General features: G+C 35.2%; 18 protein-coding genes and 6 pseudogenes. 7 read left to right on the forward strand and 17 right to left on the reverse strand.

The features are described 5' to 3' along the window. Positions 1-84 precede the first annotated feature (84 nt). Together QWZ06_RS14630 and QWZ06_RS14635 are read right to left on the reverse strand one after the other, a co-directional pair. Positions 85-585, reverse strand: coding sequence for an endonuclease V (locus tag QWZ06_RS14630; RefSeq protein WP_290299076.1), 501 nt, complete (start codon positions 583-585; stop codon positions 85-87). Positions 586-740: 155 nt separating this feature from the next. Further along, positions 741-1780 (reverse strand): annotated as a pseudogene (locus tag QWZ06_RS14635) (M28 family metallopeptidase). A 228-nt stretch (positions 1781-2008) separates the two neighbouring features. On the opposite strand from QWZ06_RS14635, the gene QWZ06_RS14640 reads away from it, so the two are divergent. Next, entirely contained in the window at positions 2009-3148 is a 1140-nt protein-coding gene (locus QWZ06_RS14640) for an aminotransferase class I/II-fold pyridoxal phosphate-dependent enzyme (protein ID WP_290299078.1), read from the forward strand. Between the two features lie 288 nt (positions 3149-3436). Here the strand turns inward: QWZ06_RS14640 and QWZ06_RS14645 are convergent. The 14 genes and pseudogenes from QWZ06_RS14645 to QWZ06_RS14710 all read right to left on the reverse strand — a co-directional run bounded on the left by QWZ06_RS14645 (position 3437) and on the right by QWZ06_RS14710 (position 16603). After that, positions 3437-6159, reverse strand: a pseudogene (locus tag QWZ06_RS14645) (sodium-translocating pyrophosphatase). 392 nt (positions 6160-6551) lie between these two features. Further along, a complete protein-coding gene (locus QWZ06_RS14650; RefSeq protein ID WP_290299079.1) occupies positions 6552-7163 on the reverse strand; it encodes an inorganic pyrophosphatase in 612 nt (203 codons plus the stop codon). Between the two features lie 17 nt (positions 7164-7180). Further along, entirely contained in the window at positions 7181-7693 is a 513-nt protein-coding gene (locus QWZ06_RS14655) for a DUF7935 family protein (protein WP_290299080.1), read from the reverse strand. Between the two features lie 36 nt (positions 7694-7729). Continuing rightward, positions 7730-8626, reverse strand: a complete 897-nt coding sequence (locus QWZ06_RS14660; RefSeq protein WP_290299081.1) for a phytanoyl-CoA dioxygenase family protein — start codon at positions 8624-8626, stop codon at positions 7730-7732. A 113-nt stretch (positions 8627-8739) separates the two neighbouring features. Next, a complete protein-coding gene (locus tag QWZ06_RS14665) occupies positions 8740-9639 on the reverse strand; it encodes a hypothetical protein (RefSeq protein ID WP_290299083.1) in 900 nt (299 codons plus the stop codon). A gap of 8 nt (positions 9640-9647) precedes the next feature. Continuing rightward, a pseudogene (gene radC / locus QWZ06_RS14670) lies at positions 9648-10324 on the reverse strand (RadC family protein). Positions 10325-10341: 17 nt separating this feature from the next. Next, positions 10342-10842, reverse strand: coding sequence for a DUF6263 family protein (locus tag QWZ06_RS14675; protein ID WP_290299084.1), 501 nt, complete (start codon positions 10840-10842; stop codon positions 10342-10344). Continuing rightward, positions 10758-11099: a hypothetical protein gene (locus QWZ06_RS14680; RefSeq protein ID WP_290299086.1), complete on the reverse strand. Its 342-nt coding sequence runs from the start codon at positions 11097-11099 to the stop codon at positions 10758-10760. Before QWZ06_RS14680 ends, QWZ06_RS14675 begins: the two co-directional genes overlap by 85 nt. Before the next feature lie 13 nt (positions 11100-11112). Continuing rightward, positions 11113-11691 carry a murein L,D-transpeptidase catalytic domain-containing protein gene (locus QWZ06_RS14685; protein ID WP_290299088.1) on the reverse strand — a complete coding sequence of 193 codons (579 nt, stop codon included), beginning with the start codon at positions 11689-11691 and terminating at the stop codon, positions 11113-11115. 13 nt (positions 11692-11704) lie between these two features. Continuing rightward, positions 11705-12372: pseudogene (locus QWZ06_RS14690) on the reverse strand (ABC transporter ATP-binding protein). Positions 12373-12534: 162 nt separating this feature from the next. Beyond that, on the reverse strand, positions 12535-12993 hold the full coding sequence (locus QWZ06_RS14695; RefSeq protein WP_290299089.1) for a TlpA family protein disulfide reductase: 459 nt from the start codon (positions 12991-12993) through the stop codon (positions 12535-12537). Positions 12994-13147: 154 nt separating this feature from the next. Then, positions 13148-14745: pseudogene (locus QWZ06_RS14700) on the reverse strand (dihydrolipoyl dehydrogenase family protein). A 108-nt stretch (positions 14746-14853) separates the two neighbouring features. Then, positions 14854-15854 (reverse strand): annotated as a pseudogene (gene pdhA, locus QWZ06_RS14705) (pyruvate dehydrogenase (acetyl-transferring) E1 component subunit alpha). A gap of 317 nt (positions 15855-16171) precedes the next feature. Continuing rightward, positions 16172-16603 (reverse strand): NIPSNAP family protein, encoded by a 432-nt coding sequence (locus QWZ06_RS14710; RefSeq protein ID WP_290299092.1) that lies wholly within the window; start codon positions 16601-16603, stop codon positions 16172-16174. Positions 16604-16889: 286 nt separating this feature from the next. On the opposite strand from QWZ06_RS14710, the gene QWZ06_RS14715 reads away from it, so the two are divergent. After that, the gene (locus QWZ06_RS14715) at positions 16890-17492 is read left to right on the forward strand and encodes a phosphatase PAP2 family protein (protein ID WP_290299094.1); all 603 of its coding nucleotides are present in this window, start codon (positions 16890-16892) and stop codon (positions 17490-17492) included. 8 nt (positions 17493-17500) lie between these two features. Further along, positions 17501-17989, forward strand: a complete 489-nt coding sequence (locus tag QWZ06_RS14720) for a BlaI/MecI/CopY family transcriptional regulator (protein ID WP_290299095.1) — start codon at positions 17501-17503, stop codon at positions 17987-17989. Between the two features lie 34 nt (positions 17990-18023). Here QWZ06_RS14720 and rbp read toward each other — a convergent pair whose 3' ends face one another. After that, entirely contained in the window at positions 18024-18389 is a 366-nt protein-coding gene (gene rbp / locus QWZ06_RS14725; RefSeq protein WP_045496213.1) for an RNA-binding regulator, read from the reverse strand. A gap of 409 nt (positions 18390-18798) precedes the next feature. On the opposite strand from rbp, the gene QWZ06_RS14730 reads away from it, so the two are divergent. The 4 genes from QWZ06_RS14730 to QWZ06_RS14745 all read left to right on the forward strand — a co-directional run bounded on the left by QWZ06_RS14730 (position 18799) and on the right by QWZ06_RS14745 (position 23364). After that, entirely contained in the window at positions 18799-19215 is a 417-nt protein-coding gene (locus tag QWZ06_RS14730; protein WP_290299099.1) for a DUF6157 family protein, read from the forward strand. Positions 19216-19311: 96 nt separating this feature from the next. After that, positions 19312-19707: an acyl-CoA thioesterase gene (locus tag QWZ06_RS14735; RefSeq protein ID WP_290299101.1), complete on the forward strand. Its 396-nt coding sequence runs from the start codon at positions 19312-19314 to the stop codon at positions 19705-19707. Continuing rightward, entirely contained in the window at positions 19704-20264 is a 561-nt protein-coding gene (locus QWZ06_RS14740; RefSeq protein ID WP_290299103.1) for a helix-turn-helix domain-containing protein, read from the forward strand. The genes QWZ06_RS14735 and QWZ06_RS14740 overlap by 4 nt, the downstream gene beginning before the upstream one ends. Positions 20265-20502: 238 nt before the next feature. Beyond that, positions 20503-23364: a heavy metal translocating P-type ATPase gene (locus tag QWZ06_RS14745; RefSeq protein WP_290299104.1), complete on the forward strand. Its 2862-nt coding sequence runs from the start codon at positions 20503-20505 to the stop codon at positions 23362-23364. Position 23365 lies beyond the last annotated feature (1 nt).

Raw genomic sequence — 23365 nt, forward strand, 5'->3', positions numbered from 1 at the left:
TTCTTACAAATATAACAAAATATACCGATCAGTATATTAATAAATACAAAAATGTGTCCCTTATAAAAAGTAAGACAATTATTTTTATGTTCTGCTCAATTGATCAAGCTTTTTCAGTAAGGTAGGAATTCTAAAAGAGCCGTGCATCTTTTCTACATCAAGCTTTGTCTGATCCACATCTATCCCTTTAGCGGTTACAAAAAGAGGTGTTTTACTATCGCCCCGCAGCACATTCCTTCTTTGTGAATCAGGTGTTGTAAACTCATTTTTAGCAATACCTACCACGGGATATTTTTCCTGTAAAGATTCATAAAGATATCCTCCTAATCCAATTTTACCTTCATTATCAAGAGTCACATATCCATCAACAATGATAATATCTTCTTCTTTCAAAACGATTTTATTCAATAAACTCAGAATACAGGGCAACTCTCTTTTGTAAAAGGCTCCGCTTTCATATTCTGAACTGATGGCAGTTTGTTCCGTAAAAATTTCTATTTCCCGTTCGGAATCCCAGTCTTCAAATGCAATACATACAGTATTGGCATAGTCTTCATAATAATAGGTATCGAATGCGTAGATCATCTTATTGATTTATTTTCAAACCCTAAAGTAAGGAGATGAAAGTTACTGAATAAGTTAACAGAATCTACAAAGGATCAGGGATTTAATCACTTTAAATAAAAAATCCTTGTTCCTTTGTTTTTTCTGAATGTGTTTTAAAATAAACTAAGTAAGGATTACTTTTTGTCTACTACAATTCTTTCAGCTCTGTTGGCAATATCCCAGGCAGTAGTGAACACCAGCTGAGTTCTTTTCTCCAACAGATTGTAGTCAATCTTATCCGGATCATCCGTTGATTTGTGATAGTCTTCATGAATTCCATCAAAGAAGAATGCTACAGGAACATTATGCTTAGCAAAATTATAGTGGTCTGAACGATAATACAATTGTTGAGGATCATTAAGATCATCATATTTGTAATTCAATTCTAAATTATTGGTTTTCTTATTAGCAGCTTCATTAATTACTTTAAGCTGTGAACTTAACATATCAGAACCTATCACATACACATACTGCTTCCCTCTGTTGTCCGGATCATCACGACCAATCATATCAATATTAAGATCTACAACCGTATTTGCCAATGGAAAAACAGGATTCTCTGTATAATATTCTGATCCAAACAAGCCATGTTCTTCTCCTGTTACATGCAGGAATAAACAGATCTTTTAGGACCGTTCCCTGCTTTTTTAGCTTCCTGGAAGGCTTTAGCCATCTCCATCACAGCAACAGTTCCACTACCGTCATCATCAGCCCCATTATACACGACCCCATTTTTTATTCCTACATGGTCATAATGTGCAGAAACCACCACTATTTCTTCTGGTTTTTCACTTCCTTCAATAAAAGCCATGATATTTTCAGAGTCCGGAAGATTACCGCCACCTCTTTTTTTCATAAATGCTGAAGGAACTTTCTGATAGTAAGAACCTAACGCTTTAGGATAAGAAATCTCTAGGTTTTTATAATAGTTAACCATGTATTCTCCTGCTTTCTTCTGTCCTTTGCTCCCTGTATCTCTACCCTCCATCTCATCTGAAGCGATCACATATAGGTTTTTCTTTAAGTTTTCAGCTTTAATACTTTTATAAGCATTAGCAAAAGCTTTGTCATGTTTTTCAAAAACATGGTTTGTAGATGTACCATCAGCAACCTGTGCAGTTTTGCAGCTCGTCATCAGAGCCAGAGCAAATAATGGAATAAGTAGTTTTTTCATAGAGAATAAATTTCTTAAAAATAACAATTTTTATTGAATCAGAAACACATAATGAAAGATCTTACACCGTTACCATAGGCATTTGGAAAGAAATATGAATACATTTCACATTCTTTACGGCTTATTATGTCAAATATTGAATAAAATAAGCTATTATTTAACATATTTAAAAACATAAGACACATACAATGTCAAATTTTTATTACTTTTGATTAAAATACGAAATAGATGAAAGAAATTCACAGGTTTACTCATTATTCCTTTTTTACGGAGATGTCTGAACTGGCTTTAAAGCAAGGAAGCTTTGACCTCTCGCTGGGACTTCCTGACTTTGATATTGATAATCGATTAAAATCTTTTTTAAAAGAAGCAGCAGATCTTGATACTCACAATTACGAACCTCTTTCCGGAAACCCTTTACTGATACAAAATATCATCTATTTTAATGCAAAAAGAAAAAACAGTATTTCGTTAAAAACAAATGAAATCACTATTGTACCTTGTGCAACCTTTGCTTTATATACGGCACTTAAATCTATTTTAAATCAAGATGATGAAGTGATCATTATTCAGCCCTCCTATTATACTTATGCCCCCGCTGTTGTGATGAATGGAGGCAAGCCTGTATATTATGATCTGGAAACTGACTTTACGATAAATTGGGACGTGTTTAAACTCTGTATTTCAGAAAAAACCAAAGCTATTATTATCAATTCACCTCAAAACCCAACCGGAAAGATCTTGCAAAAGGAAGACTGGAATCAATTGTTTGAGTTGATAAAAGACCGGGAAATCTATTTAATTTCTGAGGAAATCTATGATACTTATTGTTTTGATGGAGCAGAGCATTACAGCTCTTTTATTCATCCCGAGCTTAGAAATAGAACGTTTTGTATTTTTTCATTTGGTAAAATGTTTCACACTTCAGGATGGAAAGTGAGTTATATGCTTGCATCTGAAGAGTTAACAGCCTTATTCAGAAGCCATCAACAATATATTTCTTATAGCGCCAATGCTCCTGCTCAATATGCGTTGGCAAAATATCTGGAAGTATTTGATCCTTTAGAGGCTCAATCTATCATGCAGAAAAAACGGAATATTTTCAATGATTTGCTTAAAGAAACCCCTTTATCTATTGAAAAACAAGCTGAAGGAAGTGTTTTCCAGGTAGTGAATTTCAGAAATATATCTAAGACAATGACGGATGTAGAGTTCTCCAAATGGCTCACAATTGATAAAAAAGTGGCTTGCCTTCCCCTTTCTGCCTTTTATAATTCCAGACAAAATTCTGATTATATCCGGTTTAGCTTTGCAAAAAAGGATGAAGTAATTATTCATGCCTTAGAGCATCTTAAAAAAAATCTATAGTGATAATCTTGCTTCTTAGATTAGACATTGTAAAGCTGCAAAAGGTAGTAGTTTAAAATGAGAATGTTTCAAGGCAAAACAAAACATAAAGCACTACTTAACAACAATTTAAATCATCAAATACAAAAATACTCTATGTTTCTATGTGGTAAAAAAAATAACCACATAGAAACATAGAGTAAATAAATTTGTGCATTAGTAGCTATTAAACAATCACGTAGAATCATGGAATATATAAAAAAGCACCGCAAAAAATGCGATGCCTTTATACTGTAATTTAAATTAATATTAAAGAGCCAGAACTCTTACATCAATTCTTCTGTTTTTGGCTTTACATTCATCAGTATCATTGGCTTCACAAATCGGATGCTGTGAACCATATCCTTCTGCTTCTACTCTATCTGCAGACACTCCCAGTTCCAACAACTTAAGTTTGGCTGTTTGAGCTCTTAGATTAGAGAGCTGTTGATTACTTTCCTCATTTCCGCTGTTATCCGTATAACCGCCCAGTTTTATTTTCAGATCAGGATATGCATTTAAAATTTCTGCAATATTATTCAACTGCATTTCATACCCTGCTTTTAAATCACTTGATCCTGTTTCAAAATAAAGGTTTTCAATCGTATACCATTTATTAGGATCCAGAATCGATTTATCTTTTTGATTAACGGCATTATAAAGCTGGTACAATTGACTGGTTTCACCCAATTCTATTGTTTTCCCGCCTTTTAATTTTATTTTTTGCAGGTTTCCCGTTTCGTATACAAAGTCTCCATTTTCGTTAAGGTGTCCTTTTACTTCACCCGGAACAACTGAACCTTTAAGATCTGATGTTGTTGTAGTTCCTGAAGCCCCCATTAAGCTTTCAATTTTTGCCTTTCGATTAGCTTCAATTTTATCCTTATGCAAGACAGCTAAAGTAGGCGCAATAACCAATGAAACAATTGACATCAGTTTGATCAGAATATTCATTGATGGCCCAGAAGTATCTTTAAACGGATCACCTACGGTATCTCCGGTTACAGAAGCTTTATGAGGTTCAGACCCTTTATAATAGGTCTGTCCATTGATATCCACTCCTTTTTCAAATGATTTTTTTGCATTATCCCAAGCACCACCAGCATTATTCTGGAACATTCCCATCAATACACCACATACTGTAGCTCCTGCCAGGAAACCTCCCAGCACTTCAGGACCGAAGATGAATCCGATCAACAATGGTGAAATAATAGCAATAGCTCCTGGTAACATCATTTTACGGATGGATGCATCAGTAGAAATGGCAACACATTTTTCATATTCAGGCTGAGCTTTTCCTTCCAGAATTCCAGGAATTTCACGAAACTGTCTTCTTACTTCTTCCACCATGGCCATCGCAGCTTGCCCAACGGCTGTAATCGCTAATGAAGAAAATATAAACGGAATCATTCCACCCACAAACAGGCCTGCCAGCACATCAGCTCTATAGATATCAATCCCGTCAATTCCTGCAATTCCTACAAAAGCGGCAAATAGAGCCAAGGCTGTTAATGCTGCTGAAGCAATGGCAAATCCTTTTCCTGTAGCAGCTGTTGTATTTCCTACAGCATCCAGGATATCTGTTTTTTCACGAACTTCTTTAGGAAGCTCACTCATTTCAGCAATACCTCCCGCATTATCTGCAATTGGACCAAAGGCATCAATTGCTAACTGCATCGCTGTAGTAGCCATCATTCCGGCAGCAGCAATAGCCACCCCGTATAATCCGGCACATAAATAAGATCCATAGATACCACCTGCCAATACAATGATTGGAAGTAAAGTAGATTCCATTCCCACAGAAAGTCCGCCAATAATATTGGTAGCATGCCCGGTTGAAGACTGTCTCACGATACTGGAAACGGGTCTTTTTCCCATGGCTGTATAATATTCAGTGATAATACTCATCAGAGTTCCAACAACCAAGCCAACCATTATAGCTCCAAATACGCCCATTTTAGTAAACTCGTGGCCTCTTAAAACCATTTTTTCAGGAAGAAGATAAGTCACCAGAAAATATGACGCTATCGCTGTAATCACAATACTACCCCAGTTTCCTAAATTCAATGCATTTTGGACACTGGAAGTGGATGAACCTTCATTATCGTTAATTTTCACAAATAAAGTTCCTATCATAGAGAAGATAATCCCTGTTCCTGCAATCAGCATTGGTAATAAAATGGGGGCAAAGCCTCCGAATGAATCATCAGAAATCGTCTCCCTTCCCAATACCATTGTTGCCAATACAGTAGCTACATAAGATCCGAAAAGGTCAGCTCCCATTCCTGCAACGTCTCCAACATTATCCCCCACATTATCTGCAATGGTTGCGGGATTTCTTGGATCATCTTCAGGGATTCCCGCTTCTACTTTTCCTACCAGGTCAGCACCAACATCTGCTGCTTTTGTATAAATACCACCACCTACTCTTGCAAAAAGAGCAATGGATTCTGCACCAAGAGAAAAACCGGTAAGAATTTCTATGGTTGTTTCCATTTCGTGGGAATCTACTGTGGCTTCCGGTGCAAAAATCTGTTTAACAATTAAAAATAAAGCTCCTAATCCTAATACGGCAAGTCCCGCTACTCCCATTCCCATTACAGAACCTCCTGTAAAAGAAACTTTAAGGGCTTTAGATAACGATGTTCTTGCTGCTTCTGCAGTTCTTACATTCGCTTTGGTCGCTATTTTCATTCCAATAAAGCCAGCTGTAGCAGAGAAAATAGCACCCACCACAAAGGCAAGCCCTATACTCCAGTGAGAGTTGGCATTACTTGATCCCATTACTGCCAAAAGTATGGCGACAACGACGACAAAATAGGCTAAGACTTTATATTCAGCTTTAAGAAAGCCATGGCACCATCAGCAATATGTCCGCTGATTGTTTTCATTTTTTCATTTCCAGCATTCTGTTTACTTACCCAGTTGCTCTGAAGAAATGTATACACCAAGGCTACGACACCAAAAATTGGCACTAACACAAATAGATCCATAGTTTAATATTTTTTTGGTAATAGAAAAATAAATATAATAAATAATTATCATCAAAGCATTAAAAAAATAATGGACTTATCATTATTGTCAAAAAAAATATCACATATGAATGATTATTTTTCTACAAATATTGAGGATTTAAAATTAATAGATAGGCTGATAGAATAAGGGATAAAGTGGTTTTTCAAAACTCAAACCACTAAGGAGTATTAAGATTTTAAGAATAGTAAGATAAACTTCGCTTCAAGCAGAAAAAATGCCAAAGTAGGGCCATACTTTTATATTGAACGCTTCAATAACTTCCTTCTTCCAGCCTTCAGCGTCCTATCTAATAAAAAAAAGGATAAACAGTTTCCCATTTATCCTTTTGTATTATTTACATTAGAGAATCTTATCCTCCAAATTTATCTGCATAGTCTGTTTGAGAAGCTTTAATCACTTTTCTTGCATGATCAGCACCGTAAACCTCTTGAATTCTGCATTTTGCAGGCTCATCCGGCAGGTTTTTATACGTTAAGAAATAGTGCATCAATCTTTTTACTTCTGCCTCTGGTAACTCAGTAATATCTCTGAAATGTCCGAAAGCATGATCATTGATCATTACTGCTACAATTTTATCGTCTGCTTCTCCACCGTCAATCATTTTGAAACCTCCAATTGGAATAGCTTCCATCAATAAACCTCCTGCATGGATATTGTGAGAACTTAAAACACAAATATCAAGAGGATCATGATCTCCCATTGTCACATCAGTAGCTCCTGCTTCTACAGCAAGTCTCATCACCTCTTTATCGCAATATGTTCTTGGAACAAAACCGTATAAAGCAGGGATGATATTAGAGAATTTCTGAGGCCTGTCTACTTTTAAATATCCTGTTTCTTTATCTACTTCATATTTAATAGTATCTGAAGGAACAATTTCCACAAATACGTTTACAACATTTGGCGCATCTTCTCCTGCAGAAATTCCGTGCCATGGATGTGCTTTAAAATTTGGAATCATTATTTATCTGTTATTTTTTAAGTTATTATTAAAATTTCTTTTCTTAAATCTTCTATTGTTTCAGCAACATAATCATTGCTTTCCATATAGTTCATAATGAAAATGGTTTTGAATTCATCCAATTCCACTTCCCCTTTCAATCCATCATAGGTCTTATGAAGAAGGTCTATAATGGCATTTTTAGAATCTACAATATTCTTCCATGAATTTTTCGTTACATAAAGCTGTTGAGAGGAATTGTATTCAAACTCTTCATTGATTGCTTTTTCTGTAAGAAAAATAAACTCATGAACTGCCAACCCTCTGTCAAACCTCTGAACCAGGTTGGAAGGCTTCATTCTATCCAGAAACAAAGTCATTCTCTCATAAGAATGTGCCTTATTCTCTGCATTCGATTTCACGGTAAGTAATTTGAGTTCCTGGTTTTTAAGAGTAATATACGAGTGTACAAATTGCCTCAGCAAAACCAGAAAAGGAATTGCAATAATTAATGCAAATGCATAGGGTAAATATCCTGAAAGACTCGTCATAATTTTAGACTGCGAAATTACTAATATTTTCTGATATTACAGTTCAAATAATGCAGGTCTTTGTGTAACTTCATGGTAGCAAACGCTGTTTTCATCAAAAAAGTGGTATACCAGGCTTTTTCTGGTTTTATTTTTATCGGTATGAGGCTCTCCGCCGTGAAGAATATTAGCATGCCAGATCAGCATATCTCCTTTTTTAGCTCTGAAAACTTCTTTCTTCAGCCCCAATTCCTTCACTTTATTTTCCAAAAATTCTTCATAAGCCTTATAGCTCTTCTTTCCTATTTTTAAAGTGGTTCCTTCATTATCATAATCAGAATTCAGGAAATAAGGCAGTTTATGGCTTCCTGGAATATAATGCAATGCCCCATTGGTTTCATCCACATCTTCCAGAGCGATCCATACTCCTAAAAGTCCACCCAATGGGAATGTTGTCATATGGATACTGTCGGAATGTGTTTTCTGCTGGCTTCCGTTAATAAAGTTGATACTTTGAAATAATTTAGCTTTACCATCAAGCAAAACAGACAAAAATTCCAAAAAATCCTTATCGCTTCCTATATTTCTGATGATGTCAGAATGGTGAATCGCAAACATCAGTTTTCCGCCATATCGAAACTTTAAAGTTCCGTCCTTCATTAATTTCTCAATCTCAACATTGATATTTTCAGCGGTTTCCGGACTAATGAAGTTTCTTATAATCATATATCCGTTATCATCGTAATGAAGAGCGCTTTCTTTATTTTCCTCTGATAATTTTTTAAAAAAAGCTGTGGATGAAAGCTTTTCTTCAGCAATACTTCTTTCTGTCTGAGGAAGATGAGCAAAATCTTTACTTGAAATACTCGAAAAATAATTCTTGTTGATTCCGTACTTTTTATATAATGGAATATTATGCTTTAACTTGCTCTTTTTAAAGAAATTATAAAGCATATATGATAATTTATAATTACGAATTTGTTGTAACATAACGGTTATTAATAAGTGTTTTATAAAGGTACGGAATAATACTAAATTAGAACCAATCTAAACAATGCTTTTTATCATTAAAAAATCCTTCCTTTTACCAATAAAGATCCTAATTTTTTAAATAAATCTTTTTTAGAGCGTTCTATAATTCCATAGGGTTTCAGCTCCGGGCGAAAACCTCTGAAAAATTCTTCAATATTCGGAATATCACCACCTTCAAAGTCAAAGATATGGGTTTCAATCGTTTCTTTGATTACATGGTCAATTAATACGGATGCTCCGGATAATTTAACATATTCTTTATCACTGAAGTTCCCCAGAAGAGCAACCATATCACAATCCGAATATGTAGCAATTGCATTAATGATTTTCCCTTGGTAATAAAAAGCCAAAAAATTCAAATATTTCAGATGATAGAAGGTTTCATAAAGTTCCAGAAATCCAGATAAATCACTTTCTTTGCTCAGCCCTATAATATGAGATTCTATAAAAGGTTTTATTTCATCATAGGAAACAGCTTTTATATCTGAATGATTCAAGACGTCTTCATCCAGTCTTAATTTTCTTTTTCTTTTAGGAGAATATTTGGCGTAAACTGCTTCATAAGCATTAGGATAGATCAAAAAGTTTTTCTTTATTCTGAATTTTGAAAGAAGCTCATTGCTATCATTAAATGGATAAGCTCTTATCAAATAATGATCTTCCAGATAAGCTAAAAATTTTTCATTAAGATTTACATCATCTTCAACGGAGAAGACTCCTAATTGTTGGCAAAGTTTAGGATTATGAACGATTTTAACACCATACTTTCTTACAAAAGGAATGGGCATTACTGCTTCATAATCATTATACACAAGGATTTCCCATTGTTTTTGAGTGGTAATATCTAAAAAGTCTTTTGTTGCAGAATATTTTCTTTGTTTAGAAAGCTCTAAGCATTGAGAATATTTTACAAAATCAATTTCATTATATTTCAATCTTCTTATCATAATAATCCTGCGTCCGAAAAGCTAAAGTATGAATTTTGTGTGATGATAATATGGTCTAAGAGCTGAATACTTAATACTTTCCCACCTTCTTTTACCTTTTGTGTAATGTTTATATCTTCTTTGCTTGGCTTCAAGCTTCCTGATGGGTGATTGTGTGCAATAATGACTCCTGTCGAAAAATGTTCTAGTGCTGTTTTAAAAAGAACTCTAACATCCACGATAGACTGGCTGATTCCGCCCTGTGTCAGTTGTGCAGTGTGTATCACTTTATTGCTATTATTTAGAAAAATAGCCCAAAATTCTTCAGTTCTTAAGTCTGACAAATGATTTTTGAGGATTAAATAGGCATCGTTGCTATTTCCAATAACGGACCGCTCAGGAATTTCCTGCCCCGCTCTTCGTCTTCCGATTTCCAACGCTGCAATAATAGAAATGGCCTTCGCCTCTCCTATTCCTTTGAACTTCATTAGATCTTTAAGGGAAAGTAAACTTAGCTGATGCCAGTTATTGTTCACAGATGCTAAATCTTTCTGGCCAGTTCTACTACACTTTCTTCTCTATTTCCGCTTCCCATGATAATGGCTAAAAGCTCAGAATCGGAAAGTGAATCCTTACCTTTTTGTAAGAATTTCTCCCGTGGTCTGTCGTCTTCTGCCAAAAGTTTTAAGGACATTTTATGTATTTAAATAATTAAAAGCCGTCCATTTTAGGAGTGATGGTAAAAGTAGCTTTTCCTCCGCCTATCTGTACAGGCATGTTTCTTTCCGCCGAAGTTAAAGTTTTTGTTTTACTGTCAAAAATATATTTCCCTTCAATATCAGAATCTTTCATCATACCTCCTCCACTCATTTTTGATTTTACCGAAATTTCAATTTTGTTCTCCTTTGTTCCTTTATACATATAATCGTTGGAAACAGACATCGTTTTTATTATTGGATTGGGAGTGGTATCTTTCCACATAAACCCACTTTCAACAGTTTCTTTAGGAAAAACCAAAGGGATTATATTGTATTGATCTATGCGCAGATCTCCGGAAACTTCTTTACTGAACTTTTGTTTTTCAAGAATTTTGCCATATTTATCAATCTTAAATGTAAAAGGGTTGTTTATAATAGGTTTAAATTCCATGCCCATTTCATCATCTGAACTGGAGCTTTCTCTGGAATCAAAGTGAATTTCTTCTCCAAACATTTTTGATTGTAAGTCATTCTTACAATTTCTCCTGTAACATAATAATTTGAATCTTTGTCTACAGAATCTATAGTATACTTAACTTCTGTAGCATCATTCATTCCACCATTCCCATTTCCTTCGGTAGAGGTAGAATAAATTAAAGTCTGCTCAAAACCTTTTTGAAGAGTAAGCGATAAATTTTCTTTTTGAACGTCTTTTTTCCCACATGATACAACCATCATCAGGGAGACAGAAAGGATAGATATTTTTTTCATAGTTATTTAGTTTCTAATAAAAGACATATAAAATAATGGGCAGTTCCGACTTGTCAATGTATTTTGCAGTCTCTTTAAAAGCATTAGCTGAAAGCATTGGACAACCCAAGCTCAGAGAGGTTGGCCTTTCGGATTCAACATCAGGAACACTGCTAAAAGAATGAAGAACAATGGCTCTCTGCATCGCATTATCGTTGGTAGAATCCAAGCCTTTTAGGCGGTAAGCTTTTCCAAATTGTCCAACATAGCTTCCTCCAATGGCATATTTTCCAAGAGAAGATTGATAAGAACCTTCCACATTACTAAACCTTAAAGCATTTGATCCTGGAATTACAGATCCTGAACCATGGGCTACAATGGCTTTTTGTACTATTTTATTATTTTTCAGATCGTAGATGAAGTAACGGTATTTTCCGGATGGAATTTTAAAGTTAATAAAAACAGCCAGCTCCTGATTATAGTCTTTATCTTTGATATAGTTTTTGATTTCTGCAATTTTAGATAAGGGCAAACCTGACATCTCTGCCTGCTGCGATTCAGCTTTTGAGCAGGAAACTAAAAGTATAAAAAGGAAAATAAAGTGTTTCATCATTTGTATAAGAGGGCTATTCTATAATCATTCCGTCTTTCATGACAAGCTTACGATCGGTAATTTCTGCCAGATTCGGGTTATGGGTTACAATCACGAAGGTTTGATTATACTTATCTCTAAGGTCAAAAAACAATCTGTGAAGATCATCCGCATTTTTTGAATCCAGGTTACCTGTAGGTTCATCAGCAAAGATAATTTTTGGTGAATTGATTAAAGCTCTTGCTACTGCTACCCTTTGTGCTTCTCCACCGGAAAGTTGATTGGGTTTATGATTCAGTCGTTGTTCAATTTTAAGATCCTCAAATAAAGCATGTGCTTTTTCCATAGCTTCTCTTTCATTAGCTCCAGCAATTCTGGTAGGAAGCAAAACATTTTCCAAAGCGGTAAACTCCGGAAGCAGTTGATGAAACTGAAATACAAAACCAATATTCTGGTTTCTGAATTTGGATAACTGCTTATCATTCATATTGATAAATGATTCGCCTGCGATCTCAATTTCAGTATCATATTTCCGGATTGAGTGGGATGATCCAAAGTTCCTAAAATCTGCAACAATGTTGATTTACCTGCTCCGGATTCTCCTACAATAGAAACTACTTCTCCTACTTTAATGTGAATATCAACTCCTTTCAGTACTTCTAAATTCCCATAAGATTTATGGATATTTCTCGCTTTAATCATGATTCAAAAATACTAATTTGATTTTGAAATTCAGACAACATATCTCATGATAATTTTAAATTTTTCAACCTTTGTTATTTTATATTATCTTATGTTGAAAATTGATTAAAGTTTTTCTATTGATTGAAAAAAGAGATCATAAAAATTCATTCCAAATGAATACTATTTTAATAATTCAGTAAGTTTATTCAACATATTTTTGAATTCTTCCTCATCATAGCTCACAGATGTGTACACCACTTTCCCTTCTTTATTAATAATATAATTTCTTGGGATATATTCTTTGGCGAAAAGAGAATATACAGATCTTTTTTCATCGGCATACATAGGGAGATTATATCCCTTTTTAATTTTGAATGCTTCTATTTCTCTTTGGGAATGTTCTCGGCCAATAACGAGTAAAGAAAATTGACTGTTATTTTTATATTTATCCCATACCTCACTCTGCAAATGAGGTAGTTCCTGCAGGCAAGGCCCACACCATGTTGCAAAAAAGTTGATAAGAACAACCTTTCCCTTTAAATCGGATGATTTTAAAAGTCCTTTTTCAGTTAGGATAGAAAAGTCTGGAAGGGCTTGATTTTCCACGATTTCCTGGCTCAAAGCAAAAGAGCTGATCATAAAGGACAAAATCACAAAAGTTTTTTCATTTTATATTTTTTTTGGGTATGCTGCTATATACTAAATATATTTATTGCATCCACCTAAAAGGTGAATAAATAGCAAACAAAAAAACCTCCCGATTGGGAGGTTTTATTATTTCCAATTCAGAAAATTACAGTAACAATGTTAATGGGTTTTCTAAATATGTTCTTAAAGTTTGTAAGAATTGTGCACCTGTAGCACCATCTACTACTCTGTGGTCACATGCTAATGAAAGCTTCATTGTGTTACCTACTACGATCTGACCATCTTTAACGATTGGTTTCTCGATGATTGCTCCTACCGAAAGGATTGCAGAGTTGGGTTGGTTGATGATACTTGTAAATGTTTCAATTCCGAACATTCCAAGGTTAGAGATAGAGAATGTAGACCCTTCCATTTCATTAGCCTTAAGACCTTTGCTCTTAGCTCTTGAAGCCATATCTTTTACAGACGCAGAGATCTGAGTGTAAGACATCTGGTCAGTATTCTTCAATACCGGAACTACCAATCCATCAGGAATAGCTACTGCCACACCCACATTGATATTTCCTCTGTGAATGATCTTATCACCTGCCCAGCTTGAATTTACCTGTGGATGTTTTCTTAAAGCAATAGCAGTTGCCTTAATGATCATATCATTGAATGAAATTTTCGTATCTGGAATAGAGTTGATCTCTTTTCTAGCTTCGATTGCTTTATCCATATTGATTTCAACCATCAGATAGTAGTGCGGAGCAGAGAACTTACTTTCAGAAAGACGTTTTGCAATAATATTTCTTACCTGTGAGTTTGGAGTCTCTGTATCTTCTCCTTGTACAAAGTTTACAGCAACCTGAGCAGCAGCACTTGCAGCCGGAGCTGAAGCAGCTGGTTTTGCAGCTGGCTGATAGTTTTCAATATCTTTCTTAACGATTCTTCCGTTTTCACCTGAACCTTGAACAGCATTGATATCAACTCCTTTATCCTGAGCCATTTTTTTAGCTAATGGAGAAATTGCCACTCTGTCTGAAGATGAAGTATTAGCAGCCGGAGCAGCTTTTTCTTCAGTTTTAGTTTCTTCTTTTTGTTCAGCTGGTTTTTCTGATGCCGGAGCAGCTGCTTTAGGAGATCCTACTGCTGAAACATCAGTTCCTGCAGGGCCAATAATAGCCAATACAGTGTCAACCGGAGAAGCACCACCTTCTTCTACACCTTGCTTCAATAGTACTCCATTGAATTCAGATTCGAAGTCTTGTACTGCTTTATCTGTTTCGATTTCAGCCAGAAGATCACCTTCTTTTACTGTATCGCCAACATTTTTATGCCATTTAGCAACCTTACCTTCTGTCATTGTATCAGAAAGTCTAGGCATTGTAATCACTTCTACTCCTGCCGGAACTTCTGCGGAAGCAGTTTCCACAGTTTCTGCTTTAGGCTGTTCTTCTGATTTTTTTTCTTCAGCATCTGCACTGGGAGCAGCAGCTCCACCTGTTAAACCTGAAATATCTTCTCCTTCATTTCCGATAATTGCCAAAACAGAGTCTACAGCAGCTGCAGCACCTTCTTCTACACCCACGTATAAAAGGGTTCCTTCTACTTCAGATTCGAAATCCTGAACTGCTTTGTCAGTTCAATTTCAGCTAAAATATCTCCTTCCTTTACTTTATCACCTACTTTTTTATGCCATTTCGCCACTTTACCTTCCGTCATAGTGTCGGAAAGGCGGGGCATCGTAATTACTTCTGCCATAATTTATTTTAATTTGAAAATTTAGCAATCTGAAAATTTGAAAATTAAAAAAGGACATATTCTATCACATTTTCAAATTCTCAAATTGTCAAATTAACTCATTATCTTTTAGTTTTCTAATTTGTCTAAGAATGGATAATCTTCCTGAGAATATACATACTCATAGATTTTCTCAGCATCCGGATATGGAGAGTTTTCCATAAATTCGATGCACTCTTCAACAAAGTCTCTCGACTTGTTATCCATAGCTTCCAATTCAGCTTCAGTAGCCCATCCGTTTTCAAGAATTCTGTGCTTCACCAATTCGATTGGATCATCATTCTTATGAACAGCTACTTCTTCTTTAGATCTATATGGCTCAGCATCAGACATAGAGTGACCTCTATAACGATAAGTTCTAGCTTCGATGAACGTTGGTCCGTCTCCTCTTCTTGCTCTTTCAATAGCTTCGTAAGCAGCTTCAGCTACTTTACAGGATCCATTGCATCTACAGCAAGACAAGGCATTTCGTATCCTAATCCTAATTTATAGATATCTTCGTGGTTGGCCGTTCTTTTTACAGAAGTTCCCATTGCATATTGGTTGTTTTCTACCACAAATACTACAGGAAGTTTCCAGTTCATTGCCATGTTGAATGTTTCATGTAATGAACCTTGTCTTGCAGCACCATCTCCGAAGAAACAAATGTTTACAGCTTTTCTGTCGAAATATTTATCTGCAAAAGCAATACCTGCTCCCAAAGGAATTTGTCCTCCAACAATACCATGTCCTCCGTAGAAACGGTGCTCTTTACTGAAAATGTGCATAGATCCACCCATACCTCCGGATGTACCTGTAGCTTTACCGCAAAGTTCAGCCATGATTCTCTTAGGATCTACTCCCATCGCCATTGGATGGATGTGGCATCTGTAAGCAGTAATCATACTGTCTTTGGTAAGATCCATTGCATGTGTAAATCCGGCAGGGATTGCTTCCTGGCCATTATACAAATGTAAAAATCCTCTGATCTTTTGTTTTAGGTAAAGAGAACGGCATTTGTCTTCAAACCTTCTCCACATTGTCATATCTTCATACCACTTCAGGTATACCTCTTTAGAAAATTCTTTCATGTGTTAGCTCTTGCTTTTTTATGATGAAATAGTTGAGCAAAATTATGAAAAAAACTTTGTTTTTATTGTATGCATAAGTAACTTTTCGTTTTTTCTCTAAAATCTACTTGCAGGCGGAAGGGATTATTCTTAATTTTCGACCCTGAGAAAAGCTCATGAAATAGCATTTTTCCTATTCTTTTCTTATTATAGCATTCAGGAAATCGGCCTATCTGTATAGTTTTCCTGAAATATATAAATGAGCTAAGGCATCAAAAATCATTACCTATTCACCCCTTTTTTCTTTCATCTTTAATTCTTGTTAACATATCTTTTGGTTATTTCAACAGCTTTTTTTCCGGCGAAAATTCTGTAAGTTTCAACGTTCGGTCTTCAATACTATTCACAAAATCACCATGCAGTTTTGCTGTTTTAGCTTTAATTTCTTTCCATTCTGTATCGGCCATAAAACCTTGCCATGCCAATTTCATTGCCTCTTCATTTTTCCATTCAAGCAAATAGATAAATTCCGTTTTCCCTTCAAATTCGGACTCCCAGATTGACACAATATTGAATCCATACTTTTTCATAATCCTTAAAGCATCATCTCTGAACCGATCTAAAAACACTTGTCTGTTTTCTTTTGGAATTTCATAAATTCTCAACTGATGAACAGGATCTAATGGAGGCGAAGAATCTTTTAAAGAATAAGTTTGCCCGAAGGCTATGCTTCCCAAAATAAAAAGGATTACTGTAAATAAGTGTTTCATGATAATAGTAAGTATTGATATGGGCTTATTGATCTTTTATACCAGTTATTATTTCAAAAATGTTCACTCTGGAAATCGCTCCTTTACCCTAAAAACAGAACTAATTAAAATTAAATATTTCTGAGGACAAAACGTATTATTTTCAACAAAAACAGAAAAAAAACATTCAACATATTAAAATACATCAATATTTATCTACATTTTTAACATCTCAAAAGTATATCATTAGCAAGTCTTCATTTGTTTTTTGGGCTTATAATCTTATATTTGACTTTTAAACTATTATATGGAAGAAAAAAAGTCTTCGCTTCTTCACAAAGTCTCAAGGGTTATCTCTGATTTTTTTAATCCGCTGGTTTCTCTGATCATATTTTTTGTGTACATGAGCATGAGGGAGTACACTTTTAAAGAATCCCTTCTTTATTTCCTTCCGTTACTATTAATGATTATTGCACCAGTTGTGATCTGGCTGGTATGGAATGTAAAGACAGGAAGGTATACCAATATGGATGTTTCCAATCGGGTTCAGAGAAAGACGTTATATGTTTTCATTGCAGCCTGCGTCATTATTTATCTTATTTTCAATTATGTGAGAAATGGATATATTGATTTGGTTATGCTTTTTATTTTAATCCTGCTCTTTGCTCTTCAGATCAGCAATCTTTTCATTAAAAGTTCGATGCATACTGCATTTAATATATTTGTAGCTGCATTATTTTTCACTTTAGACTGGAAAATGGGGCTTATATGGCTAGGAATCGCCAGCCTGGTAGGACTCACCAGAATTATTTTAAAAAGGCATACGGTAAAAGAAGTATTTATGGGAGCTGGAATAGCTTTTATGGTATCTTTTATTTATCTTTATTGCAATATACAATTTCAACATTAGAAGAATATATGAAAATCAATCATCTTACCGCCGCAGAAGAAAACTTTATGAAGCTGTTTTGGAAAATGGAATCTTTCTATCTGAAGGACGTTATGGAGCAGCATCCGGAACCTAAACCTCACCAAAATACGGTTTCCACATATTTGAAAATATTGGTTGAAAAGGGCTATTTATCTACCGTAAAGGAAGGTAGAATCTTCAAATATACAGTCATTGTTCCGTTTGAAGAATATAGAAAGTTCTTGTTAAAAGAGCTCACTCATAATTTCTTTAATGATTCAGGAAAAGAAATTCTTGAATTTTTATTCAGTGAAAAGCTCCTTACACAGAACGATCTTAAAGGCTATTTTGATCTTAAAATTGAAATTAAGCCTGCAAAAATTGAAGATCCGAAATTTGAGGTCGCTGATGAGATCTTAAATCCGAAGAAAGAGAAAAAGACAAAGGTCAGCAAAGAAAAAGAGAAGGAGAAAAAGAAGAAGAAGAAAAAGTTATAAAAAAAAGCGGCTTAAAAAAGCCGCTTCATATTTTTTACCAACGATTTCCACCGCCGTTACCACCACGATTTCCACCGCCGTAGCCACCGCCACCATTTCCACGGTTGTTACCACCGTAACCTCCGCCTCTGTTGTTGTCGAAGCTTCTTCTTGGCTTCTCTTCTCTTGGCTTAGCTTCAGATACGTTTAATGTTTTTCCGTTGAATTCTTTTTGATTAAGAGCTTCAATAGCCTGCTGTCCTTCTTCATCACCCATTTCGATGAAACCAAAACCTCTAGAACGGCCAGTTTCTCTGTCTGTTACGATTTTAGCTGATGATACATCACCAAATTCTGCAAATAGATCGTGCAACTCATACTCTTTAGTTGCGTAATTGATGTTTGAAACAAAAATGTTCATTTTGAATAAATTAAAAAATTAATAAAAATTTGGTATATAAAAGAAAAGCAACATAAATTAATGAACAAATATTGATTCCAAATATAAACGTATGCAAGATACAATTAAAAACTTCAAATCAAAGCTTTTTTTTATCTCTTTCTCACTTTAGTTTGAATTTAAACCCTATTCAACCTAAACAAATTAACCCAATTAGCTAATTATCAATATTTTAAACATGAAAATCATCAAAAAGTTAAAGTTAGTTAACATAATAAAATTTTTCTTCAATTATTATTAAAAGGAGTCAAGCTTTAAGCCTTTGAGATCAAATACAGGCAACCGGATAGTTTTTTATAATAAAGAAAAGAGAATAGCAGTATATTTATAATTCTTTTGAAATCATATTATAAAGCCTTATTCAGATTTTATGATGAAACTACACACCACGAATTATATTAATACTTTTATAGAAGTCGCTGAAGACTGTCCCGTTTCCCAGGCTCAGATTCCACCTGATAAGAAAGAAAAGACACTCGCCAATCTCCAGTATGAGAAAATCAGCAAACATCCTTATCAATACTCTTCTGATGATATTATTTTTGAATGTTATGCTTTTAAAAATGATATTTCTGAAAATGAAAAGCAGGAAGCAAGAAATCAATTCTTTTCCAAAGGACAAGCTTGCCTTCGCTCTTCTCCTCTAGCCAAAAGATATGGATTCGGATTCCACCATAATAAAGAAGGCAAAGTAGCTCTATTTCCTATAGAGAGTAAAGAATATCAAAATTTATTAAATAACCCTGACATCGCAAAGACAAAAGCAATGCGCTCCAAAAGAAAATGATTGAGAAAATGAATAATCCTCTTTAGATCAATAAATACTATTCTTTTGATAACATCAGCTTTTAACACTAAATTTGTACTGCAAATTATTAAGAACATGAACTACCATACAAGAAAATGGGTAAAACCCGAAGATTTAAATCCTAATCACTCACTTTTCGGAGGAAGACTTTTACAATGGATTGATGAAGAAGCAGCACTATATGCGATCATCCAGCTTGAAAACACAAAGGTTGTTACTAAATTTATTTCAGAAATCAATTTTGTAAGTTCAGCAAAACAAGGAGACATTATAGAAATTGGTATTGAAGCGATTCATTTTGGTTCTTCTTCTATTACATTAAGATGTGATGTCCGTAATAAAATGACTCACCAGACCATTATCACTGTTGATAAAATTGTAATGGTCAACCTGGATAGCAACGGCAACCCTGCACCACATGGCAAAACCCAGATTGAATTTGTAAAAGACAGATTAAACAGCGAACTATGAAGATCTTCATCAAGAATATGGTCTGCAGCCGATGCATTTCCGCTGTAGAGACCATTTTCAATAATGCAGATGTAAAAACCAGCTCCATCATTCTGGGGGAAGTAGAAACACAAGCAGAAGTTCCTACAACAACCATGCAGTCTATCGAAGAGAAGCTACTTGCAACCGGATTCGAAAGAATTATGGATTCTGCACACCAACTTATTGAAAAAATTAAAAACCTGATTATTGTAAAAGTCAGTGAACTTGATATTGATGAGGATTTCCTACTTTCTGAATTTTTAAGCTCAAAGATCCACAAAGATTATAGCTCCCTCTCCAAAACATTTTCACAGAATGAAAACATTACCCTGGAACAATTTTTCATTCTTCAAAAAATAGAAAAAGTAAAAGAACTCCTTTTATATAATGAATTCAATCTTACGGAAATCGCAGGAAAACTGGGTTACAAAAGTGTTCAGCATCTTTCTACCCAATTCCGCAACGTTACCGGATTCACTCCTACTGAATTCAAAAAATTAAAGGATCATCATAGGAAACCGCTAGACAATCTTTAATTCAGTTGGAGAGTTTGAGGGTTTGAGAGTTCAAGAGTCTGGGGGGGGATTGAGCCAGAGAGTTTAATGTTAAAGTAAACAACCATCCCATAACCGCCACTCTAATACTCTCCCACTCTAATACTCAAATACTCTAATACTCCCAAACCCTCAAACCCAAATTCTATAACTATTATCCTTAAATTTATAACAGCTTTAGATTTTCATTTTGGAAATTTGTAATATAAATTTAAGAATCATGGAACAACAGTACAAAATACTCGGAATGACCTGTTCCGGTTGCCAGAAAAAGATATCTAATCAACTGAACGGTATTGACGGAGTTACAGCCGATGTTAATCTGGAGAACAATACCGCCACCATTACTTCTCATCATGCGGTTACGCTTTCCGTTTTAAATGATTCCCTGGCGGAAATAGGAAAATATAGACTGGAAGATCCCAACAATCCTGAAAAAACTTTTATAAAACCTCAGGATCGGGTATCTCCGTCTTCAGTATATTATTGCCCCATGGAATGTGAAGGTGAGAAAGTATATTTCAAACAGGGAGAAAGATGTCCTGTCTGCAATATGTATTTAGTTCCGATTGAAGAGAAACTGGCCAAAGACCCTAATCATAAACCAACTTATTCCTCTACTCATCTTCCTGAAAACTTTAAAGACAGTATTGGAAAGTATTATTGTCCTATGTTTTGTGAAGGCGATAAGGTATATGATGAAAAAGGAGACTGCCCTGTGTGCCACATGCATTTAGAAGAGATTTCTGAAGACATGGCTAAAAATGCGGTTTCACATCATAGTCATTCACATTCTCACCCCCACACTCATCATCATAATCATCATCACGAAACCCCTAAAGTTACTGATGAAATGGCAGGAAAATACTATTGCCCAATGTATTGTGAAGGTGACAAAACCTATGATTCCAACGTAGGATGCCCGGTTTGTGGAATGGATCTGGTAAAATATCCGGAAAAGAAAACTGCAAAATACACCTGTCCAATGCACCCCGAAATCATCAGTGATGAACCGGGAAGCTGCTCTATCTGCGGAATGGATCTTGTCAGAATGCCAGATAGTAAAGACGATGAAGAGGACGAAACCTACAACATCCTGAAAAGAAAATTTCTGATTTCACTAGCCTTTACCGTCCCTGTTTTCATTTTATCAATGGGAGGAATGTTTATTGACTTTCCATTCTCACATCAGATTCAAGGATTTATTGAATTAGCATTAACACTTCCGGTTATGTTTTATTCCGGTTGGTTTCTGTTAAAAAGAGGCTGGGTTTCATTCAAAACCTGGAATCTTAATATGTTCAGCTTAATTGCGTTAGGTGTAGCTGCCGCATTTATTTTCAGTATTACAGCATTAGCTTTCCCAGATATTATTCCGCATGAAATTCGTGGACATAATCATGAGATTCCGTTATATTTTGAGGCGGTCTGTGTTATTCTGACCCTTGTTATTCTGGGGCAATTGATGGAAGCTGCAGCCCATAAAAAAACAGGAAATGCCATTAAAGAATTGATGAACCTATCCCCTGATGAAGCAAATCTTATTGTAAATGGTGAAGAAAAACGAGTATTACTTTCACAGGTAAAAATCGGAGACTTGCTAAAGGTAAAGCCAGGCGAAAAGATTCCGGTTGACGGAAAGATTACGGAAGGAAATTCTATCGTAGATGAAAGCATGATTACGGGTGAACCTGTTCCTGTTGAAAAAACAATTGATGATAAGGTTTCTTCGGGAACTATCAACGGAAATCAGGTATTTATCATGAAAGCTGAAAAAGTAGGTGATGAAACCTTACTTTCACAAATCATTAAAATGGTGAATGAAGCCAGCAGAAGCCGTGCACCTATCCAGAAACTGACAGATAAGGTATCAAAGGTATTTGTTCCGGTAGTGATTCTTATTGCAGTACTTACTTTTGTTCTTTGGCAGTTCTTTGGCCCGGAAGGGAAAAGAAGCTTATTTGCGTTTGTAAATGCTGTAGCGGTTCTAATTGTAGCATGCCCTTGTGCTTTAGGCTTGGCGACTCCAATGTCCTTAATGGTAGGAATCGGAAAAGGGGCTAAAAATGGTATTTTGATCAAAAACGCAGAAGCTTTAGAGCAAATGAATAAGGTTAATGTTTTGATTACTGATAAAACAGGAACTTTAACGGAAGGAAAGCCTTCTGTGGAATATATTGAAACAGCAAGCAAGGAAGATAAAAGCCAGATTTTAAAACTTGCTTTCTCCCTGAATCAAAATTCTGAACACCCACTTTCCAATGCTGTTATTAAAAGAGCAAAGGATGAAAATATAGCCGCTGAAAAAGTGGATCAGTTTGAAAATATATCAGGAAAAGGAGTAAAAGGAAATATCAATGGAAAAACAGTCTATCTTGGAAATGAAAGCCTGCTTACCTCTCATCAGATCCAGATTCCCAATGCATTAAAACAAAAAGCTATAGAAGTGCAATCAAAAGCCCATACCATTTCTTATGTAGCACAGGATCAGAATGTATTAGGGTTTATAAGCTTTACAGATAAAATTAAAGCAAGCTCTAAAAAAGCAGTAGACCGATTAATGAGCGAAGGTGTTGACATTATAATGATGACGGGAGATAATGAGCACACAGCAAAAGCTGTAGCCGAAGAATTAGGAATTAAACACTTTAAAGCCAATTGTCTTCCTGAAGATAAATTGAATGAGGTAAAAAGGTTACAACAACAAGGTAAAATCGTAGCCATGACCGGAGACGGAATCAATGACTCTCCTGCCCTTGCCCAGTCAAATATAGGAATTGCGATGGGAACAGGTACTGATGTTGCCATTGAAAGTGCTGAGATCACCTTATTAAAAGGAGATATTTTAGGAGTAGCTAAAGCAAAATTATTGAGTGAAAAACTGCTTAGAAATATCAAAGAAAATCTATTTTTTGCCTTCATCTATAATGTGTTGGGAATTCCGGTTGCGGCAGGATTATTGTATCCATTCTTTGGAATTCTGCTATCACCGATGATTGCCGCAGCTGCCATGAGTGTCAGTTCATTATCTGTGATTCTGAATTCTTTGAGATTAAACTCAGTGGATCTGGATATAAAATAAT

The sequence above is a fragment of the Chryseobacterium tructae genome (assembly GCF_030409875.1).
Classification (GTDB): domain Bacteria; phylum Bacteroidota; class Bacteroidia; order Flavobacteriales; family Weeksellaceae; genus Chryseobacterium; species Chryseobacterium tructae.

Bases quoted from the DNA above. Each gene is read 5' to 3' on its own strand.
- QWZ06_RS14695 (WP_290299089.1), bottom strand. From the start codon at position 12,993: ATGATCAGCTCTTTTGCTTTGAGCCAGGAAATCGTGGAAAATCAAGCC.
- QWZ06_RS14710 (WP_290299092.1), bottom strand. From the start codon at position 16,603: ATGAAACACTTATTTACAGTAATCCTTTTTATTTTGGGAAGCATAGCC.
- QWZ06_RS14715 (WP_290299094.1), top strand. From the start codon at position 16,890: ATGGAAGAAAAAAAGTCTTCGCTTCTTCACAAAGTCTCAAGGGTTATC.
- QWZ06_RS14660 (WP_290299081.1), bottom strand. From the start codon at position 8,626: ATGCTTTATAATTTCTTTAAAAAGAGCAAGTTAAAGCATAATATTCCA.
- QWZ06_RS14630 (WP_290299076.1), bottom strand. From the start codon at position 585: ATGATCTACGCATTCGATACCTATTATTATGAAGACTATGCCAATACT.
- QWZ06_RS14680 (WP_290299086.1), bottom strand. From the start codon at position 11,099: ATGAAAAAAATATCTATCCTTTCTGTCTCCCTGATGATGGTTGTATCA.
- QWZ06_RS14640 (WP_290299078.1), top strand. From the start codon at position 2,009: ATGAAAGAAATTCACAGGTTTACTCATTATTCCTTTTTTACGGAGATG.
- rbp (WP_045496213.1), bottom strand. From the start codon at position 18,389: ATGAACATTTTTGTTTCAAACATCAATTACGCAACTAAAGAGTATGAG.
- QWZ06_RS14735 (WP_290299101.1), top strand. From the start codon at position 19,312: ATGAACTACCATACAAGAAAATGGGTAAAACCCGAAGATTTAAATCCT.
- QWZ06_RS14650 (WP_290299079.1), bottom strand. From the start codon at position 7,163: ATGATTCCAAATTTTAAAGCACATCCATGGCACGGAATTTCTGCAGGA.
- QWZ06_RS14745 (WP_290299104.1), top strand. From the start codon at position 20,503: ATGGAACAACAGTACAAAATACTCGGAATGACCTGTTCCGGTTGCCAG.
- QWZ06_RS14740 (WP_290299103.1), top strand. From the start codon at position 19,704: ATGAAGATCTTCATCAAGAATATGGTCTGCAGCCGATGCATTTCCGCT.
- QWZ06_RS14685 (WP_290299088.1), bottom strand. From the start codon at position 11,691: ATGATGAAACACTTTATTTTCCTTTTTATACTTTTAGTTTCCTGCTCA.
- QWZ06_RS14730 (WP_290299099.1), top strand. From the start codon at position 18,799: ATGATGAAACTACACACCACGAATTATATTAATACTTTTATAGAAGTC.
- QWZ06_RS14655 (WP_290299080.1), bottom strand. From the start codon at position 7,693: ATGACGAGTCTTTCAGGATATTTACCCTATGCATTTGCATTAATTATT.
- QWZ06_RS14720 (WP_290299095.1), top strand. From the start codon at position 17,501: ATGAAAATCAATCATCTTACCGCCGCAGAAGAAAACTTTATGAAGCTG.
- QWZ06_RS14675 (WP_290299084.1), bottom strand. From the start codon at position 10,842: ATGTTTGGAGAAGAAATTCACTTTGATTCCAGAGAAAGCTCCAGTTCA.